This is a genomic window from Pseudarthrobacter sp. S3 (assembly GCF_050156905.1).
Taxonomy (GTDB): Bacteria; Actinomycetota; Actinomycetes; order Actinomycetales; family Micrococcaceae; genus Arthrobacter.
In genome coordinates this window covers 35,099-52,807 of sequence record NZ_CP189583.1, presented here as the reverse complement: position 1 = coordinate 52,807, position 17,709 = coordinate 35,099, and the positions used below count along the sequence as shown (strand labels likewise).

Sequence of the window (17,709 nt, the reverse complement as noted above, 5' to 3'; positions counted from 1 at the left end):
TCACAGGGCTTCGTTGGCGGGCGTGGACAGGGTTAGTGCAGGCAGGAAGTCCGTCGGCTGCAGCAGGCCCACCTGGTGGCCGCCACCCAGGACAGGGGCGGTGCCGATGCCGGCGAGCGGTGCGGTGTTTACGCCGAGGGATGCAAGCACATGGACGGTGGCCGGCATCCGGGCGCGGTCGCCGCCGTCGGAAATCTTGACAGCAACTGCGCGGCCATCCGGCAGGCCTACCAGCTGCACACCTTCAAAGCCGTCCTTCGCCACCGCCCCCGGGAGTAGCCGCATCAGCTCCGTGACGTCCCGGCGCTCGCCCGCCACCATGTCAGGGTGTTGCCGCATGGCGAGTCCGACGGCGGCTTCCGCAGGCAGCGGGGCGGTCCCGCTGTCGTCGGAAGTGCTGACTGCGGCAAGCGCTGCGGCGGCCGCGATGGTGCCGAAAGCGCGGGCCATGCCGCGGAGGGTGAGCGCGAAGAGCGGCGTCCCACAGCCGTCCGTACTGCGGGCCAAGGGCGTCTCGCCGGTCAGTTCGGTGACGGTGGCAGCGATCAGCTGCTGCAGCGGGTGGGCCGGGTTGAGATAACCCTTGACGGGCCAGCCGTTGATGACGCATGTGGCAGCCATCGCAGCGTGCTTGCCGGAGCAATTCTGGGTCAGGCGCGTGGCAAGGAAGCCGTTGCGCAGCCAGTCCTCGCGCTCGCTGGCGCCATAGGGCAGGTCGGTGCTGTTCTCGAGGTCGCTTACGGCAAGCCCGTACAAGGAGAGAATCCGCTGGGTGCCGCAGCGGTGTTTGGCACCGCCTGAGTGGCTCGCCGCGGTCAGGGCCAGGAGGTCGGCCGGGAGCTCCAGGCCCGCACGGACCATGGCCACCGCCTGCAGCGGCTTGAGCGCGGAGCGCGGGTAAAACGGGACCAGGGGGTCGCCTGCCGCCGCCAGGATTGAGCCATCAGGTGCGGTGGCGATGGCGGAACCGTAGTGGACGCTTTCCACCAGTCCGTCACGGGTGGCCACCACTAGCGGGGAGTGCTGCGGGAGCAGTGCAGCAGTGTGGGCGTCAGAAAGCGCAGGTGAGAGCATGGGTTCCTTGGCGGGTAACTTGGGCGGAGCTATTTGTTCAGGATGGAATCGAGCGCGGCACCCACGGCATGCAGGTGCGCTGCCATGGCCTGGCTGGCGCCGTCCGCGGAGCCTGCCTCGATGGCTGCCAGTATCTCTTTGTGTTCGGCATCTGAGGCATGTTGCCGGTCGGCCACCAAGTTGAGGGTTTCGGACTGGTGGGCCAAAGCGCCGCGGATCTCTCCGACGACGCTGGCGAACACTCTGTTGCCGCTGGCACGCGCAATGAGGGCATGGAAACTGGAGTCCAGGGCAACCCAGGATTCAGGGTCCGTTTCCGTGCTCATGGCTGCGACGATGTGGCGCAGCGTCTCCAGTTCTTCACCGGTCCGGCGCTGGGCGGCGAGGCCGGCTGCGGGAACTTCGATATGGGGGCGGGCCTCGGTGAGGTCACGGGCGGAGTAGTGTCCGAGCGTGAGGTCGCTGGCGACCTTGTCGGCCACGACGAATGTACCTTTGCCCGTCTTGGTTACGGTGAGCCCCAGGGCAGTACAGGACCGGAGGGCTTCCCGGATCACCGAACGGCTGACCCCGTATTGCTGTGCGAGGGAAGCCTCGGAGCTGAGCTTGGCGCCCACGGCTGCATTGCCGGACTCGATGTCGGAGCGAACGGCGTTAAAGACCGCCTCGGCAGCGCTGAGCCGGGCGAGCGGCTTGGCTCCGGGGAGCGATGCGCTGGCCGGAGGTGCAGGCTGTCCTGCTGTCGGGCTGTCTGACAGGTTCACACTTAAAATATGTCACGGGTCACAGGCGGTGTCAATTGTTGGGTTCTCCGGGTGTCCCCGCGAGCTATGGCTGAGAGCGTGCGTCCGCCCATCCGGGGTCTTTTGCCCATTCTTCAGGGCGCTAGTATCCGCGCGGCGGGCTACAGCTTCGTGACGCTGGACAGCCTGCTGTAGACGGGCCGCGCAGCGGAAGCGGGCGGGTCAGCCCACCTTGGCTCGGTTCTCGATTGTCCGCAGGATGCCGAACAGCTTCACCACGCTGTCGTCGCCGAAGAGCATGTCCGGGCCGGACGGTGCCAGCTCGTTGTAGGGGGAATCGAACAGGGCGGCCGGAGCCACCTTGCCATTTTCCACAAGATGCGCCGTCAGGACCTGAAGGAAGTCCAGTTGCTGCGAAGTGAGCGTTGTTCCGGTGACAAAATCCGCAAGGGCTTCCTCGACAGCCTCGCGATCCAGGCCGACGAGAGACCTTACGTAAACGCCCAGTCCTTCGGTGGCGGCCCGGTCCAGATCTTCCCGGGAGCCGAGGCCACTTTCCAGCAGGATGCGTTCCAGCTCTGAGAGGTCCAGGGCAGTGAGCTGCTTGTTCCGGCGCAGGCGCTGGATGGTCGCATGGTCCTGATGCTCAGCGAGGTAGAGGCGGATCTTTTCGCGATACCGGACCAGGTCAACGTGGCCATTGGATGCCCCGCCCAGTTCGATCTCTTCAAGCTCCCCGAGTTCGTCCTGGAAATTCGTGTAGACCACGTTGCGCTTGCGCTTCTCGATGAGGTGTACCAGTTCGCGAAGTCTCAGCCGGATCTCCTCCAACCATTCGGCGGAGACGGACTCCCATTCGGCATCATCAAGGATTGCCTCGATCAGGGGGAGCTGGGCAGCGATGGCCGGAATATTCGGCTGGTCCTGGAGCGCGGCGGCCACGGCCTGTACCTTCTTCCGCAGCAGGCCAAGAGGCTGGACCCGAAGTGCGGCAAGTTCTGTCTGCAGGATGAGGTAGTCGAAGCGCTTGGCTTCCTCCGTGTCCGGCAGGGCTCCAATGGAGGCCAACCGGGCGATGTCAGTTTCGAGCGCGTCAAAGTCTTCGGCGCCCAGCGAGTCCCAGGTCGTAGCTTCTGCAAACCGGTCTACCCATTTGCGGGCGGGTTTGACCAGGAAATTGTCCAGCGGAAACCGGCTCACGGTGTGCTGCAAGGACTCCCGCAACCCCACAACAAACGGAAGGCCGGAATCCCAGGCGAGATCCGCAGTCGTGCGCAGGAGTTGGACGCGTGCGGCAAAGGTGCTCTCGGCGAGGGACTTGCCGAGGGATCCCTCGTTTCCGGGCATGCCGGCGTTGAAGTATTGGGCATTACGGCAGAGGTCGAAGATGAAGAAGTCCTTCTTGTCTTCGCCGGGGCCGAAGAGGTCCGGGCAGAGGCGCGTGCCGCGCCCCACCATCTGCCAGAACTTGGTCTTGGAGCGGACCATCTTGAAGAAGACGAGGTTCACAGCTTCCGGGACGTCGATGCCGGTATCGAGCATGTCCACCGAGATAGCAATGTGCGGGTTCCCGTCCCGGCGCGAGAACTCGTCGATGAGGGTCTGCGCATAGTTCACCTGGTACGTAACCACCCGGGCGAAGTGTCCTTTGAGGTGAGGGTAGTTTTTGTCGAAACGTTCCTCGATGAACTCGGCGTGCCGGTTGTTCTTGGCAAAGATGATCGTCTTGCCCAGACGGTCCCCGCCGGCAACCTTGTGCCCATGGGTCATCAGGACTTCCAGCGCCTTGTCCACGGTGTCCGTGTTGAAGAGCCAGGAATTCACGACGGCGGGATCCACCGTCTCCGGGATCTCGCCGTCCTCGTTCCAGTCGAGATCGTCCCACTGTTCCTTTTCATGCTCGGGCAGGTCGTCGTAGGCAATGCCTTCGTAAGGGAATTTGAGCGGCACCGGGACCACCCTGGGCGGGACCAGGTAACCGGCCTCGATGGCTTCGTTGAGCTCGTAGGCGAATGTGGGCACATTATCCTCGATGCCGAACAGGCTGTAGGTATTGCGGTCCACCTCGGACTGCGGGGTGGCGGTGAGGCCGATCAGCAGTGAATCGAAGTACTCAAAGATCGCCTTGTACTTCTGGTAGATCGAGCGGTGGGCTTCGTCCACGATGATGAGGTCATAGTGGCCGACGCCGAACCTGCGCTGGCCCAGGTTTCCCTCGGTGTGGTTGATGAGGTTCATCATCGCGGGGTAGGTGGCCACGTGGATGCGGCTGTCGGCTTCCTCGCCCGAACCGAGGATGACGGGCCCGGATCCTGGAAGGTGCGTTTTGAAGGCGTTCGCTGCCTGCTTCACGAGGGCGACGCGGTCCGCCAGGAACAGGACGCGCTTGGCCCAGTTGGCTTCCTGCAGCAGTTTGGTGAGGGCGACAACGGTGCGCGTCTTGCCGGTGCCTGTCGCCATGACCACCAGGGCTTTGCGTTCGCAGTCTGTCTCGTAGGCTTCGGCGACGGCGCGGATCGCGTTGTGCTGGTAGGGCCGTTCGACTATGGCGTCATCGATCTGCCGCTGGGCCAACGGTTTGCGGGTCTGCCTGCGGTTGATCAGGAGTTGGAGCTGGTCGCGGGTGTGGAAGCCCTGGAGTTCGCGTTCGGGATACATGGTGTCGTCCCAGATCCAGGTCTCATAGCCGGAGGTGTAGTAGATGATGGGCCGCCGGCCGTAGCGTCGCTCCAGGCAGTCGGCGTAGAGCTTTGCCTGCTGCTTCCCAACATGCGGATCCTTGGTGGTCCGTTTTGCCTCGAGGACAGCCAGCGGCAACCCGTCAGCGCCCCAGAGGACGTAGTCCACGTAACCGATTCCGCTCAGGGTGCCGTTGCCGGTGGGCATGGTGTCCACCTTGAATTCGCGGTCCTCCGGGTTGGCGAGGGGCCAGCCGGCCTCGTTCAGGTCCATGTCGATGAGGTGCCTGCGCGTCAGCGCCTCGTCGTAGTCATGGTGGTCCGGGACGGTCTGGTTCTGCTGCTTGGCTTCGGCGATTTCCGCCTGGAGTTGCTGGAGCTGGGCCGCGAGGTCCTCGTTCGCCGCGGCGGCCTGTGCGAGGGCCTCGTCTTTGGACTTGAGCTCTGCCTCCAGCTGTTGGAGCTGCTCCGGTGACTGCTGCGGGGCAGGCGCCTTGGGCGCCGGGGCGAGGTGGCCGGCGTCGAACGCTAACGACGGCGGCAGCTGGCTGCCGTTTTTCGCATAGTTCCGGGCGAGCCAGTAGCAGACGTGGTGGAGTTCCCGCAGGACCAGTTCAGCGCCCTGAATGGTGGGGTTGACCGGGTTGTGGACCGCGTTGTTCCCGGCTTTGCGGATAATTGTGAGCTTGCTGCCGATGGTGCCGCCCACAAGCTTCTTGAAGGCGGGCTCGTTCAAGAGGGCGTTGAGATCGTCCTTGTAGGGAAGGACAAGCGCCGGTTCCACCATGTATAGCCATTCAACCAGGCGTTCGGCGGTGTACCGGGCGTAGAACATGGCGGCGCGGGGATCGAGCCGGGCGAACTGTTCGGCGCGCCGGGCATGCTGTGCCAGGTCCGGCCAATCAGCCAGCATGAACCCGAAATTGCTGTTGCCTGCCCCCATGCAGTCTTCTCCGCTTCTACTTCACGATGTTCTGTGGATCAGTCAACCATGAGCGGGCGACATCACAGCTTCCCGCCGACCGTTACGCCTAATCAGCGGGATTGAGTCCAAACCAGCTCGAGAATGAGACGTAAGTGCGTTCCGTCAGAGCGTGGGTTCCTACGAATGACGCGGGCAGCGAAGGTACCCGGCGCGCCAATCATATCGATATAGTCCAGCACCGGCGACGGAACAAAGCCCACCTTGTGAGGTTCGGACCAGAGACCCACGGCGCGTGGGTCTTTGCTGTTTCCTGGCTCCGGGACAGTTTGGAGGGGCTGACCTTTTGAAACTGACGTGTCAACGTGTGCCTGTGCGGCCTCGGACATATGCCGGAGCCCGTGCACGGGCACCACGAATGTCAGGGTGCCGCGCACGAGGTCGACGGATGGCTCTTCGAAGAACTCATAGGTGTCGGAAACACGCTTGCCGAACGAATGTGCCAGGACTTCAAACGGTGCCGCGTCGGCCCGTAGGTCCAGCTTGCGTAGCCACTCCTCGCGGTCTGGACGGGAAGTGCTCATGATCCGTCCGGAGAGCAAAGGAAATAACACTTTGGACGTGTATGTCTTCGTTGGATCCGAGAAGCCCGGAATCGGGCGAAAGTCGTCGGCGTGGACCGCGGCAGGAAAGTAGTCGAACTCATATCCCGGGGCGTGGAAATAGTGCGGCCCAACAGACGATTCCTTTGAGTTTCTGGGTGCTTCCAGGCAACCAGCACGGCTGGATCTCCCTGCTGCACAGAAAAGGGGCGAGGATCGGTCAAGGGCGCGCTCATAGGACATCCCGGAAAAGATGATGGCCTTGCTGATACGTCCAATGCCCGTCGTGCTGAAGCCGACCGACTACCAGGCCAGGTGCGATACCCAGCTCTCGAGCGAACGCCTTCGCGTCGGACGGAGTCGTGAGGGAACCAAGGCATGCGGCATCGCGCTCGGAAATGATGCTGTTCCGGGCATAATCGTCGGCAGCAACTTCCCGGGGATCGTCTTTCGACTCGGCCGGGCCCTGAAGTAGGAGGTCGTCGTGGCGCTCGTTCAGGACGTGGTGGATCTCGTGCATTAGGCTGAACCAATATTGCGAGTCGTTCCGACCCCTGAGTGACAGTTGAATGCGCGGGCGGCCATCCACCCACCTGGTTGCTCCGTGTGCCCGGCACCCCGGAATCTCCGGGACGTATAAGATTTCGACGCCGACGGCCGTGAGCTTCTCGCCCACCAGCTTGCGGTATTCGCTGGGGTCCAGGCTACTTAAACTAGGCAATTCAGGGGCAAGGCTATTTAGCTTCTGAGGGTCATACCGTGGAAATTCTCTGGCCTCGCGGCGGGATTCGATCTCTCCGACACGCAACCACGTGGCCACTGCTGGCCAGCTCACATCGTGCGCAAGCTGCTGTCTGAATGCTGCCGCCGGAGCAGCGAATCTCGACTCGAGCGCCTTCCAGCTGCCAACTTCAAAAAATGCCAGGACTTCCCAGACTAGTCGGCCGGGTTCCCGCAGGGTGCCCTTGATGAAGCCTTGCTTGCGCAGAAACGACGTAACTGTCGGGGGTAGTTCCTTGGCGTGCGGCGCCAGTTGTTCCTCCAGTTTCAGCCGCGCGACATCCGCCCGGAATACTGCCTCTGCGTTGAGCCAGAACTTCATGGAGTAACCCGTCACCAGCGAGAGCTTGGCGGCGACTTCGGGGGAGAGTGTGGCGGCTCCGCTCAGCAGCTCATTAATGTGCTTGCGACTCAGCCCAGCGGCGTCGCCGAGTTCCTGCTGTGTCTTGTTGTTGTCGTCCAGCCACTCCCCGAGGAAGGAGCCAGGGTGGACAGTGTAGTCAGTCTTGGTGGTCATGGTTTCCTCAGTTCCTAGTGGTAGTCGCCAATTTTCTCGACGGTGACGGCGGTTACTTCGGCTGCGACACCATCAGTGCCTGGCGAGATGAGCATTCTGAAGTTGCCCGAGACCTCGCCGGCCCACATCGGAGCCAGGTTGCCGGTCAGGGGGTGCCAGTGGCCTGGCCCATCACGTAGTTCTTCAAGACTGTCTGCGATCTCAAGTTCCTTGAGTCGCATCTTGATTTTTGGAATCCACTGCACGTTGTACTTCTTCTTCAGCTCACGATCGGAAGTGAGCACTTTTTCGAGTTTGCTGCTCGAGTAACTAATGTCCATGCGGTGTAACCGATCTGGTTACAGTGTACAGCTTTTGACTGACAGGGTCAGTTCGAAAATATTGCCGGCCACTGCTCATTCCTGGTCCCCCTGTCCAGCGAATCCCGTGTTCATGCCGCTAACTGGTCGATCTCGGCGGAGAGCACTCTTACTCGAAGAAGTCCTCGTCCAACTCCACCACGTCGTAGCTCTGCTTGACCTGCACGCCGACACGGTACTTGATCATGAGACTGACCATCCTCGATGCGTCAATGAGGATGATCCGGGACGGGACATTCTCGGCGTACTGACGGGCGTTGGCAGTGAAGGAGCTGGTGGTTATGAAGACTCCCCGCGATGCCCCGACGCCGTGCAGTGCGCCGACAAATGCCTGAATGGTTTCGCGGCCTACGTTGTTGCCGTCCGCGTACCGCTTGGCCTGCACGTAAATCCGGTCCAGGCCCAATGCATCCTGGTCAATGACGCCGTCAACGCCACCGTCGCCTGAGCCGCCGATGCGGCGGCCGCGCTGCTCGGCCCCGCCGTAGCCCATCTTGAGCAGCAACTTCACCACGGCGTCTTCGAAAAAGTCGGGGTGGCCTTCACGGAGTCGCTTCAACAGAGACGCGCCGACCTCGTCGTGAATGCGGTTGATGCCATCCTCAATTTGTTCGACGGGTTCCACCTCTTCGGCAAGTGCCATCCCCGTCGTCGCCGGTTGCTCGGTTGCCGTGGAGTGGTCTGCCTTGGGCCAGAACTGAGCAAAAATGGCATTCGCTTGGCTGTAGTTGATTCCGTTTGGATTTTCCCGGAGCCATTGCCTGCCGTCATCGGTAATGCAATAGTGGCCCTTCGTTGGACGGTCAATCCAGTTCGCCCTGGTCAAATGGCTAAGTACCCAACCCGTCCGCTGTTCGTAGCGGAGGCCGCCCGAGTTGAGCGTCTCTTGACGCGCCGATTCCGGGAGGCCGGCCACGTCGGCTGCGTGGTGGAACAGGTCCTTGCGGTGAATGGTCTTGCCGTCGCTGAGGGCCTTGAGGACAGGGACAATGAGTGCCGGCCAGATCGGAACTTCCGTAGACGAGGATTCGGGCTGAGAATCGGACATCAGAGTTCTCCCTTGAATGCGCGGTGCTGGAGTGAGGCGAAGAGGGTATCCAGTTCGGTGAGGTGCTTGCGGTGGTTTTCTTTCAAGCGCTCGACGGCGGCGATACGGGTAGCGAAGGTCTGCTGGAGTTCCAGCGAGGGAAGCGGGAGCTGGATTTCTGTCAGGCTGGTCTGGTTGATCTTGAACGTTCCGTTGGTCGTCTTGGCGGCAGCTTCAAGCTGCGCACGAACCTCAGGAAGTCCCCAAGCCACCTCAAGAAAGAATGGTTCTACAACTTCCATATTGGGTTCCGCCGCGATCACGGTGTCGGGGAATCCTACGTCTGCGATGTCGGCGCGGGGGAAGTAACCTTTGCCGACGAGCGCACGGTTACCGTTGCCGCGGCAAATCAGGAGGAGGCCGCTGGAAACGCGATTGCTGTCTGGGAGCGGCTTATCAAAAGTAGACGATTTCACGGCGGTCCCGTCAAACGAGGAGCCGGTGACAGCGCTGAGTGTCAGCACCTTTTGCTGTACGGATCCTCGAGTCGATGGGGAGACGCCGTTTCTGAACCTATTCCGGCAGAGTTCACCAAGTGTTGTTGTTGCAGAGATGCCGCCGAACATGGAGTGGAAGATCGACTGAGTCAGGGTGTCAAGGTGGGCGAGGGCTTGGCGGCGCTTGGTGCGGAGCCCGTCGGCCTTATCCAGGATCGCCGCGATCCGCCGCTGGTCGTTAATGGATGGTAGCGAAATCGGCATTGTCGAAATATCTCCACGGTTGACCTGAAGAAAGGTTGCCCCCTTGGCTTTCGATCGCAGGGCCGGTTCCGCGTGGTCAAGCCAGTGCCAGAGGTAGCCTCGATCCAACAATGCACCGGGGCGGAGCGCGGCTACTCCACGGCCAAGACAGTATTCGCCGTCGGCCCAGACCTTGTCGCCGATTGAAGCGCGAATGCTGATCACGATGTCGTGAACTTCAGACAACTTGGTTGGTTTGCTCGTGAACTTCTTGGGTGACAGTAGCCCGTTCGCAAAGTCCCCCGCCCCAGCAATCAACGGCAACCCCTCGGTCGCAGAGTAGGTGTCTCCCGGAGGCGCCTGCCCCATTATGATGCAGCAAACGTCGCCCAGTTGGGTTTCGACAGGCTCAACCACCGAGGAGTTCTTTCAGCTCAGCGGTACCTCGCGCGATCTCGCCTTCGAGCTCAGCCAATGCCGCGAGAATCTCCGCCGGCGCGGCGTGATCGACCTCTTCGTACTCAATCTCCTTGTACCGGTTCAGGGACAGGTCATAGTCGTTGGCAGCAATCTCAGAAAGCGGCACACAGAACGACTGGTCCGTCCGCGCCCGCTCAAGCTCCGCCGTCGTGCGGTCATTCCAGCGAGTCAGGACATCGGCGAGGTCGGAAGTTCCGAGCGGTGTGCGTTTGTCGTCGAGGCTGAAGCCGTCGGACTTTACGTCGTAGAACCAGACGTTGTCGGTGCCACCCGAGTTGGTCTTGGTGAAGAACAGTATGGCCGTGGACACCCCGGCGTATGGCTTGAAGACGCCGGAGGGGAGCTTCACGACGGCGTCGAGCTTATGGCCTTCGACGAGCATTTTCCGCAGCTGCTTGTGGGCATTGGTGGATCCGAAGAGCACGCCGTCCGGGACGATCACTGCCGCGCGGCCGCCTGGCTTGAGCAGCTTGATGAAGAGCGCCAAGAAGAGGAGCTCGGTCTTCTTCGTCTTGACGACGCTCAGGAGGTCCTTCGCCACGTTGTCGTAGTCCAGGCTGCCGGCGAACGGCGGGTTGGCGAGGATGACGTGGTACTTCTCCTCTTCCTCGGCGTGGAGATCCGCCAGTGAATCCCGGTAGGAGATGTCCGGGTTCTCCACGCCGTGCAGCAGCATGTTCATGGATCCGATGCGGAGCATGGTGTTGTCGAAGTCGAAGCCGTGGAACTGCTCATTGTGGAAGAACTTGTTAGTTTCGGCGTTGGTAAGCAGACTCTTGTTTCGTGCACGGAGATGCTCGCCGGCCTGGACCAGGAATCCGCAGGTGCCCGATGCCGGATCGCAGATGGCCTCAAGCGGTTTCGGGTCGACCATGGCCACCATGAGGTCGATGATGTGGCGAGGAGTGCGGAACTGTCCGTTGGTGCCCGCCGACGCGAGTTTCGAGAGCATGTACTCGTAGAGATCGCCCTTGGTGTCGCGCCCGTCCATGTTGATGCTGTCCACGATGTCCACGACCTGCTTCAGCACGCCCGCGTTCGGGATCTTGAACTGCGCATCCTTCATGTGGTGGCTGTATGTGGAATCCTCGCCGTTGGCGAGCTTGGGCAGCTCGTTGCGCAGGAACGGGAAGATGCTCTGCGAGAAAACCGTGAACATCTCGCTCTGAGAGAAGTCCTTAAACCTGGACCAGCGAAGGTCGGAGTAGGGACGGCCCATCGGATCCAGACCAGCCGGGAAAACGGCGTTCTGCAGCGGCTGGCCCAGGAGGTTGGCCCGCTTCTCCTCACGGGTGTGGTTCTCGTCGAGCCGCTTTAGAAAGAGCAGGTATGTGATCTGTTCGATGACTTCCAGCGGGTTCGAGATACCGCCGCTCCAGAACGTATTCCAGACTTTGTCTACTTGGGACTTGATTTCACCTGTGATCACCACAGTGAGTTTAGTGCCCTGAGTGGCTGGCTTCTCCCAAGGCGGCCTAGTGGCTGCAGCAGAAACCCTGTGGGACGGCGGGCACTCGAATACGGCAACCGAAGCCTTCGGGTGCCCGCTATCGGCCTGGGTCAGCAGGGACTCCAGCTCTTCCCGCCCGGTGCGTAGCAACGCGGACCCGTGTACTTGGTAGCCGGTGGTACATAAGGGGCAGGAGCAGGCGGGATGTACGGTTGGGGTGCCGGCGTGACATAGGGTGCGGGTGCCGGCAACCTTCGTAGGCGCTCGGCCTCGGCCTGACGGGCGGCTTCCGCTGCGACTGCCTCGTCAGCCGCCTTCTTTTCAGCCGCCGCACGTTCCTCTGCGGCCTTCTTTTCTGCTGCGGCCTGCGCTTCAGCGGCCAGGCGGTCCTCGTGTGCCTTCTTCTCTGCCGCGGCGAGGGTGCCCTGCAGGGCCTTCGTTTCGTCCCGCTTCTTCTCAGCAGCCGCGACCTTGTTGTCCAGCGTCGAAAGGTATGCCGCGGTGACAGTGGCCGTCAGGCCTGCCCAATAGATCGCCCTTTGGGCATCCTTGCTGGCAGCAAGAACAGTCCTGAGTGCCTTTGCCGCCGCCAGTTCGGTCGCAAGTGCCGCCACCGCTACGCCTGCAGCAGCTGACGTGGTTGTTGGCTCCGCTGCAGTTGCGGTTTCAAGCGCCTTGGTTGTCTTCGCAACCTGGGCAGGTACCGCGCAGTCGACCTGCTCGGAAAACAGGCCACTCTTGGCCGACCGGGCTTCCGCGTAGGCCGCTTCGACCGGCGGCAGGAATTTGCGGTTTTCGCCGTATTGCACAGGGATTCCCAGCCCTTCCCGCGCGATCTCGGCATTCACCAGGGAGCCGTCCGGGGCGAATACTCCGGCGAGGGTCCGGCCGTATTGGTCGTGCCGTTCCTTATCGAATTCAAGCTTAACCTTGGTGCCTTTCGGCAGCAGCCCCTCGAGGTATTCCGTGGCCTGCGGACCGAGGCACTCCACAGGCTGGTCGGGGTCCTTCGTTTCCGGAGTGTCTATATTAAGCAGTCGAATCGTGTGGTCACCGTTGTTGATGGATACCACCAGCGTGTCACCATCAATAACCCGGACCACCGTACCGGCGTCCGCATTTGCAGCAAAGGCGACGACCATGGACCCTGCCACCAACGCGGCCGCGGCCACGGAGGCAACGAGTAGTTTCTTCATTCAAAGCTCTTTTCTAAAACGGGCGATCATCTCGCGAAGATACCGCAACCTTGGTTGAACCTGAAAGTTTCCTCCGATAATGCTGGACGTTTCCCGGCAAGAATTGGTAAATAAGGGATCAAGATCTTTGCAAGGTGAAGGTTGCCGCCCACATATAGCGGTACGTTCGTGCCGATTACGCGCTGGTCAGGAGTGTGCGTCAGGCGTAGAATCGTGCCAGCCGCTAAAAACGGCACGATCGTACCTATGGTGGAGGAGCCGATGGAACCCTTGACCGACCGGCTCCCCGCCGAGGTGCGCTTTCGCCGCGGACAACTGGGCCTCACCCAGCGCGATCTAGCGGACATGGCGGGGGTCTCGGAACGGTTCGTCAGGTTCGTTGAGCAGGGCAAGCCCAGCGTGCAGCTGGATTCGCTGACCGCGGTGCTGGAATCCCTGGGCCTGGAACTCCAGCTCACCACCAGGACCAGCCGCCGGGCCCGCGCGCTCGCGGGCCCGGCGGACTCCCCCGTCGACGTCCACGAATCACGGCCATGAAGCACCGCATCGCCGACATCTACAAGGCCGGGGTGCTCGCCGCGCGGCTCGAACGCCACGACGGCGGCACCCGGTTCAGCTACCTGCCGGCGTACCTCGCATCCGGGGGACCCGCCGTCGCCAGTTCCCTGCCGCTCACCGGGGCACCCGTCGATTCAGCGGCGGGGGCGGCGCCTCCCTATTTCACCGGCCTCCTGCCGGAAGGCCGCCGGCTCAACGCGCTGCGGCGGTCCATCAAGACCAGCGCCGACGACGACCTGTCCCTGCTGATCGCGGCCGGCGGTAACCCGGTGGGCGACGTCCAGATCGTAGGCCACGGCGAGGCGCTGGATCCGGACGAGCACGCTGTCCAGCTGGATCCCAAACTGCCGGTTGACTTCGAAAAGTTGCTCGGCGACCCGGACCTGATCGACCCCGTGGCGCTGGCAGGGGTGCAGGACAAGCTGTCTGCCGGCATGATCTCGCTCCCCGTGGCCAGCGCCGGCAGGCGGTTCATCCTTAAACTCAACGCTCCCGAATTCCCGCATGTAGTGGAGAACGAGCTGGTCATGTTCCGCTACGCGGCCAGGCTGCGGATTCCGCTGAGCAGGGTCCGGCTGATCCGGGATATCGCGGGCAGGCCCGGGCTTCTGGTAGAACGCTTCGACCGGGTGCCCGTCTCCGGTGGCGGCCCCGACGACGTCCGGCGGCTGGCGGTGGAGGACGGGGCCCAGGTCCTGAAGCTTTACCCGGCGGACAAGTACAACGTGGCTTATGGGCAGGTTTGCCATGCACTCGCCGATTACTGCTCGGCACCGCTCCCGGCCCTCCGGAACCTTGCCATCCAGGGGGCGTTTGCGTGGCTGAGCGGCAACGGAGACCTGCACGCCAAGAACGTTTCGATGGTCCAGCAGCCGCACGGGGAGTGGACCATCGCCCCGGTCTACGACATTCCCTCCACAGTGGTCTACGGGGATAAGACCCTTGCGCTGACCCTGAACGGGAAGCGGAACGGGATCTCGCGGCGGCATTTTCTGGGCTGGGCCGCGGACCTGGGACTCACAGACCGCACGGCTGCCCAGGTGCTGGAGCTAGCCCTGAAAGCGTCAGGGCCGTTGATCACCGATCTGGAGGCCGGCACAGCGTTCGCGAGGCTCGCTGGGCCGGAGAAGAACGACGGCGGCGGCCCGCCGTTCCCTGACATGGTCACCAGGGCGTGGGTGAAGGAGCTCAAGCACCGCAGGCGCTTACTGGAAGGCTGAGGCACCGCGGTGACGGCCGCCGTCGTGCGTGGCTAAAGGTGCTGGATGCCTGCCCGCTGCATGGCGTCCTTGTAGACGTCCACGCTCTTGGCGAGGAGATCCTCCTGCTTTGCTTCGGAAACAGCAAAGGCCCGCCCGCCGAGCGCGCTGGCCTTGTAGATCTTGATGCCGCTGTTCTTCAGCGAAGAATGGTAGGTCTTTTCAAAGAGGGTGAGGAACGTGGAGGCGTCCGTGCCGTGTGCGATGACTGCGGAGACCCGGCGGTTGATCTTGAGGAACTGCCGGAAGGGCCGCAGGCCGTCAGTCTTCTCCTGGACGTTCAGCGCTGACGGAAGCTCCGGATCCCGCACCCAGGGGTACGCATTCCACGGCATCACATAGCGCGGATCAAGCTCGGCAAGTTCGTAAATCTGGGTGGCGCGGCGGGCTGCTTCGTCGTCATTGAAATGGGAGACGAACCCCGATTCGGTGCCCTTGCCCGGACTGACGTGCAGGCTGACGATCCGGCATTCGTCCTCGTCATGCACGGGGTCGATGTAGGGGACGACGGACCCTGGCTTCTTTTCCATCAGTTCATCGCAGAGCTGCGTTACCGCCGCGATGTTTGGTTCCTGTAGCAGGGCCTTTTTTTCGTCCCAGTCAATCGTCACGATCTCTCCCTCAGCAGCACGGCGTCCAGAAACAGGCGTCTGAACCCACTCTACGCTTTTGGACGTAGAGGTGCGCAGTGCAAGTTTGCCTCGGACCGGCGCCGGTCCGGGTAACGTCATGATGATGAACAGGAAAACGCTCAAGTCCGACGGCTTTGCCGGCTTCCGGGCCTTCGACAGCCTTGAGATCATAAGGATTCCGCAGGGCACCGGGGTGTTCGCCGTTCTTCGGCCGAATGAGTTCGAGCCGCACTTCCTCAAGATCAGCACCGCCGGGACCTTCAAGAAAAAGAATCCCACCCTGCCTGCGGCAGCCATTCTGGCGGAATGGGTGGACGGTGCGGACATTCTCTACGTTGGCAAAGCCGGGCCAGGAAGCAAGGGCAACCGCGGCCTCCGGAACCAGATCAAGGAGTTCCTGGATTTTGGGCGGGGCAGGCCGCCGGGCCATTGGGACGGCCGGCTCATTTGGCAGCTGACCCACACGGATGAACTCATCATGGCGTGGAAAGAGGTGCCCGCCGAAGACGTCAACCACGCCGAGGCCGCGTATCACGCAGCTTTTGTTGCGGACCATGGCCGGCTGCCGTTCGCGAATCTCGTGCAGGCCAAGCTTAAGAACTGAGCTAAGAGCCCTTAAGCCGTTCCATCTCCCGCCGGTCCTTCTTGGTCGGCCGTCCTGCGCCGCGGTCCCGCTGCGGCAGTCCCAACGCCGGTGCCACCGGACGGGGCGGGGTGTGATCCGTGAAGCAGTGCGACGCCGCCTCGGCCCCCACCCGTTTGGCAATCAAACGGCGGACTTCGAGGATGCGTTCGAAACCTGACATGCGGATCGTCACGGTCTCGCCGGTAACGAGTGTGGCCGAAGCTTTCGCGGGGCTGCCGTTGAGCCGCACATGCCCGGCCCGGCACGCGGCTGTGGCGGCGGAGCGGGTCTTGTAGGCGCGGATGGCCCACAGCCACGCATCAAGGCGGACGCTGGCGGGGGAGGCAGGAAGGCTGGTCATGGCTGGCACCGAGTATACGGCGTGGGACGTCCGGACCGGCAGTTCAGGGCGTGGCCAGCGGCAGCGTGATCCGCATGGTGGTCCCGCCCGGGCCCGTGCCGGCGATCTCCACCGTTCCGCCGGCGGCGGTGGCCACATCGCGGACCAGCGCCAACCCGATGCCGAAGCTGCGTTGCGCCCTGGTTCCGTCCGGACGCGGTGTCCTGACGAAGCGCTCGAAGATCCTGTCACGCTCGACGCCGGAGATCCCGCTTCCCGTATCCGTCACCGTGATCACCGCGCTGCGCTGGCTCGCTGCCGCGGCGAGGGTGATGGTCCCCCCTGCCGGTGTGTGCGCCAGCGCGTTGTCAGCCAGGGCCAGAATGGCGCGGCGCAAACTGCTTTCGTCGATCCTCGCCAGCGGATGCGCGTCCGCCGTGACAGCTACGCTGACATCCTGGCCGTCAGCGATGGTCCGGACGCTCTCGGCCACGGACTCCACCACCCCCGCCACATCAATGGGTTCCCCCGGGGTTTCTGCAGTGTCTCCCGTTGCGGCCAACAGCAGTTCGTTGACAATTGCCGTCAGGGCTGAGGTGTCCTGCCGGATCCGTGCCAGCGCCTGCCCCGGCTTTGACTCCGGAGGAGTGTCCCGCTGGGCGAGCTGGATCCGCGCGTCCAGGATGGCCAGCGGCGTGCGCAGTTCGTGGCTGGCATCCTGGACGAACCGGCGTTGCAGGGCCATCGCGGCGCCCAGCGGTTCGATGGCGCTGCGGGCACTGAACCAGCCGATCACTCCGGCAAGGACGATCCCCGCCGCGCCGGCGATGATCAGGGCTTTGAGCAGGTCCTTGTAGTCAAGGTACGCAAAATCGGCGGCCTGGCTGGACGTGCCGGGCAGTTCCGGGTGGGACAGCTGGTTGGTCAGGTAGATCGCAGCCCCCGCGAGCAGGCAGAGGACCAGCACGGCGCACGCCGCGCTGATGCGTACGGCAATCCTTAGTGAGGCCTTGCGGAGCGTAGCCTGGTCCGGGTCTGCCGCGGCCCGGCGTCGTTCATTCATGGCCGTCCCCGATCTGGTAGCCAACGCCGTGGACAGTGCGGATCACGTTCCGGGAAATCTTGCGGCGCAGGTGGTGGACATAGGTATCGATCACGCTCGGCTGGTCGGTGGAGGGAAACACGGCACTGATGAGTTCATCCCGGCTGAAGATACGGTCCGGCTCCGTGGCGAGGGCCGCCAACAACTCGCACTCCCTCGCGGTCAGCGTCACCAGCGGCCCGTATACGGACCGCACGGAACGGCCGACGGCGTTCAGTTCCCAGTCGCCGATACTCACCGTGGGCTGGGTGTAGCTGCGGGTCAGTGCGCGCAGTCGCGCACCCAGCTCGCCGGCGTCGAACGGTTTGGTCATGTAGTCATTGGCCCCTGCATCGAGGCCGCGGACCTTCTCATCCGTTGCACCCAGCGCCGTGAGGATCAGCACCGGCGTGGAAATCCCTTTCGCCCGCAAGGCGCTGATCAGGGCGATGCCGTCCATGCCGGGCAGGCCGCGGTCGACCACCAGGACATCCCAGGGCTCCCCGAGGGCGGCGCCCAGGCCAAGCCTTCCGTCCGCCACCAGGCTGATCCGATAGTCGTCTTCCAGCAGCTCGGCAATCAGCGGGCCAAGGACGGGATCGTCCTCAACCAGAAGCAGGGACGGCCGGGCATCTGGTGTCATGGG

At 62.9% G+C, this 17,709-nt stretch carries 17 protein-coding genes; 3 read left to right on the top strand and 14 right to left on the bottom strand.

Translation table 11 applies throughout. The annotated features are described in order from the left end of the window. The 10 genes from ACQCSV_RS00270 to ACQCSV_RS00225 all read right to left on the bottom strand — a co-directional run bounded on the left by ACQCSV_RS00270 (position 1) and on the right by ACQCSV_RS00225 (position 12,568). Positions 1–1,074 (bottom strand): asparaginase, encoded by a 1,074-nt coding sequence (locus ACQCSV_RS00270; protein WP_426938983.1) that lies wholly within the window; start codon positions 1,072–1,074, stop codon positions 1–3. A 29-nt stretch (positions 1,075–1,103) separates the two neighbouring features. Continuing rightward, on the bottom strand, positions 1,104–1,838 hold the full coding sequence (locus tag ACQCSV_RS00265) for a FadR/GntR family transcriptional regulator (protein WP_354165155.1): 735 nt from the start codon (positions 1,836–1,838) through the stop codon (positions 1,104–1,106). Between the two features lie 201 nt (positions 1,839–2,039). Beyond that, positions 2,040–5,438, bottom strand: coding sequence for a DEAD/DEAH box helicase family protein (locus tag ACQCSV_RS00260; RefSeq protein ID WP_354162528.1), 3,399 nt, complete (start codon positions 5,436–5,438; stop codon positions 2,040–2,042). A gap of 92 nt (positions 5,439–5,530) precedes the next feature. Next, positions 5,531–6,001, bottom strand: a complete 471-nt coding sequence (locus tag ACQCSV_RS00255; RefSeq protein WP_354162531.1) for a hypothetical protein — start codon at positions 5,999–6,001, stop codon at positions 5,531–5,533. Positions 6,002–6,251: 250 nt separating this feature from the next. Next, on the bottom strand, positions 6,252–7,316 hold the full coding sequence (locus ACQCSV_RS00250) for a helix-turn-helix domain-containing protein (RefSeq protein WP_354162533.1): 1,065 nt from the start codon (positions 7,314–7,316) through the stop codon (positions 6,252–6,254). A 14-nt stretch (positions 7,317–7,330) separates the two neighbouring features. Then, positions 7,331–7,600 carry a hypothetical protein gene (locus tag ACQCSV_RS00245; RefSeq protein WP_354162535.1) on the bottom strand — a complete coding sequence of 90 codons (270 nt, stop codon included), beginning with the start codon at positions 7,598–7,600 and terminating at the stop codon, positions 7,331–7,333. A 184-nt stretch (positions 7,601–7,784) separates the two neighbouring features. Continuing rightward, complete coding sequence (locus ACQCSV_RS00240; protein WP_354162538.1) at positions 7,785–8,723, bottom strand: restriction endonuclease; 939 nt, start codon at positions 8,721–8,723, stop codon at positions 7,785–7,787. Beyond that, on the bottom strand, positions 8,723–9,859 hold the full coding sequence (locus ACQCSV_RS00235; protein WP_426938982.1) for a restriction endonuclease subunit S: 1,137 nt from the start codon (positions 9,857–9,859) through the stop codon (positions 8,723–8,725). Before ACQCSV_RS00235 ends, ACQCSV_RS00240 begins: the two co-directional genes overlap by 1 nt. Then, a complete protein-coding gene (locus tag ACQCSV_RS00230; RefSeq protein WP_354162544.1) occupies positions 9,852–11,351 on the bottom strand; it encodes a class I SAM-dependent DNA methyltransferase in 1,500 nt (499 codons plus the stop codon). Before ACQCSV_RS00230 ends, ACQCSV_RS00235 begins: the two co-directional genes overlap by 8 nt. A gap of 131 nt (positions 11,352–11,482) precedes the next feature. After that, positions 11,483–12,568, bottom strand: coding sequence for a thermonuclease family protein (locus tag ACQCSV_RS00225; RefSeq protein ID WP_354162547.1), 1,086 nt, complete (start codon positions 12,566–12,568; stop codon positions 11,483–11,485). 261 nt (positions 12,569–12,829) lie between these two features. On the opposite strand from ACQCSV_RS00225, the gene ACQCSV_RS00220 reads away from it, so the two are divergent. Both ACQCSV_RS00220 and ACQCSV_RS00215 read left to right on the top strand, forming a co-directional pair. After that, entirely contained in the window at positions 12,830–13,105 is a 276-nt protein-coding gene (locus tag ACQCSV_RS00220; RefSeq protein ID WP_354165137.1) for a helix-turn-helix transcriptional regulator, read from the top strand. Next, on the top strand, positions 13,102–14,346 hold the full coding sequence (locus ACQCSV_RS00215) for a HipA domain-containing protein (protein WP_354165134.1): 1,245 nt from the start codon (positions 13,102–13,104) through the stop codon (positions 14,344–14,346). Before ACQCSV_RS00220 ends, ACQCSV_RS00215 begins: the two co-directional genes overlap by 4 nt. A gap of 32 nt (positions 14,347–14,378) precedes the next feature. On the opposite strand, the gene ACQCSV_RS00210 is transcribed toward ACQCSV_RS00215, so the two are convergent. Continuing rightward, a complete protein-coding gene (locus ACQCSV_RS00210; RefSeq protein WP_056342023.1) occupies positions 14,379–14,996 on the bottom strand; it encodes a uracil-DNA glycosylase in 618 nt (205 codons plus the stop codon). A 118-nt stretch (positions 14,997–15,114) separates the two neighbouring features. Here ACQCSV_RS00210 and ACQCSV_RS00205 point away from each other — a divergent pair, with 118 nt between their 5' ends. Then, positions 15,115–15,621 (top strand): hypothetical protein, encoded by a 507-nt coding sequence (locus ACQCSV_RS00205; RefSeq protein ID WP_354162559.1) that lies wholly within the window; start codon positions 15,115–15,117, stop codon positions 15,619–15,621. A gap of 1 nt (position 15,622) precedes the next feature. On the opposite strand, the gene ACQCSV_RS00200 is transcribed toward ACQCSV_RS00205, so the two are convergent. The 3 genes from ACQCSV_RS00200 to ACQCSV_RS00190 are packed head-to-tail and all read right to left on the bottom strand — an operon-like array spanning position 15,623 to position 17,706. Next, positions 15,623–16,003 (bottom strand): RNA-binding S4 domain-containing protein, encoded by a 381-nt coding sequence (locus ACQCSV_RS00200; RefSeq protein ID WP_164204101.1) that lies wholly within the window; start codon positions 16,001–16,003, stop codon positions 15,623–15,625. 43 nt (positions 16,004–16,046) lie between these two features. Further along, positions 16,047–17,045 carry a sensor histidine kinase gene (locus ACQCSV_RS00195; protein WP_282331677.1) on the bottom strand — a complete coding sequence of 333 codons (999 nt, stop codon included), beginning with the start codon at positions 17,043–17,045 and terminating at the stop codon, positions 16,047–16,049. Next, on the bottom strand, positions 17,038–17,706 hold the full coding sequence (locus ACQCSV_RS00190; RefSeq protein ID WP_354165126.1) for a response regulator transcription factor: 669 nt from the start codon (positions 17,704–17,706) through the stop codon (positions 17,038–17,040). The genes ACQCSV_RS00195 and ACQCSV_RS00190 overlap by 8 nt, the downstream gene beginning before the upstream one ends. Between the last annotated feature and the right edge of the window lie 3 nt (positions 17,707–17,709).

Bases quoted from the DNA above. Each gene is read 5' to 3' on its own strand.
- ACQCSV_RS00270 (WP_426938983.1), bottom strand. From the start codon at position 1,074: ATGCTCTCACCTGCGCTTTCTGACGCCCACACTGCTGCACTGCTCCCG.
- ACQCSV_RS00260 (WP_354162528.1), bottom strand. From the start codon at position 5,438: ATGGGGGCAGGCAACAGCAATTTCGGGTTCATGCTGGCTGATTGGCCG.
- ACQCSV_RS00255 (WP_354162531.1), bottom strand. From the start codon at position 6,001: ATGAGCACTTCCCGTCCAGACCGCGAGGAGTGGCTACGCAAGCTGGAC.
- ACQCSV_RS00250 (WP_354162533.1), bottom strand. From the start codon at position 7,316: ATGACCACCAAGACTGACTACACTGTCCACCCTGGCTCCTTCCTCGGG.
- ACQCSV_RS00240 (WP_354162538.1), bottom strand. From the start codon at position 8,723: ATGTCCGATTCTCAGCCCGAATCCTCGTCTACGGAAGTTCCGATCTGG.
- ACQCSV_RS00225 (WP_354162547.1), bottom strand. From the start codon at position 12,568: ATGAAGAAACTACTCGTTGCCTCCGTGGCCGCGGCCGCGTTGGTGGCA.
- ACQCSV_RS00220 (WP_354165137.1), top strand. From the start codon at position 12,830: ATGGAACCCTTGACCGACCGGCTCCCCGCCGAGGTGCGCTTTCGCCGC.
- ACQCSV_RS00215 (WP_354165134.1), top strand. From the start codon at position 13,102: ATGAAGCACCGCATCGCCGACATCTACAAGGCCGGGGTGCTCGCCGCG.
- ACQCSV_RS00205 (WP_354162559.1), top strand. From the start codon at position 15,115: ATGATGATGAACAGGAAAACGCTCAAGTCCGACGGCTTTGCCGGCTTC.
- ACQCSV_RS00200 (WP_164204101.1), bottom strand. From the start codon at position 16,003: ATGACCAGCCTTCCTGCCTCCCCCGCCAGCGTCCGCCTTGATGCGTGG.
- ACQCSV_RS00195 (WP_282331677.1), bottom strand. From the start codon at position 17,045: ATGAATGAACGACGCCGGGCCGCGGCAGACCCGGACCAGGCTACGCTC.
- ACQCSV_RS00190 (WP_354165126.1), bottom strand. From the start codon at position 17,706: ATGACACCAGATGCCCGGCCGTCCCTGCTTCTGGTTGAGGACGATCCC.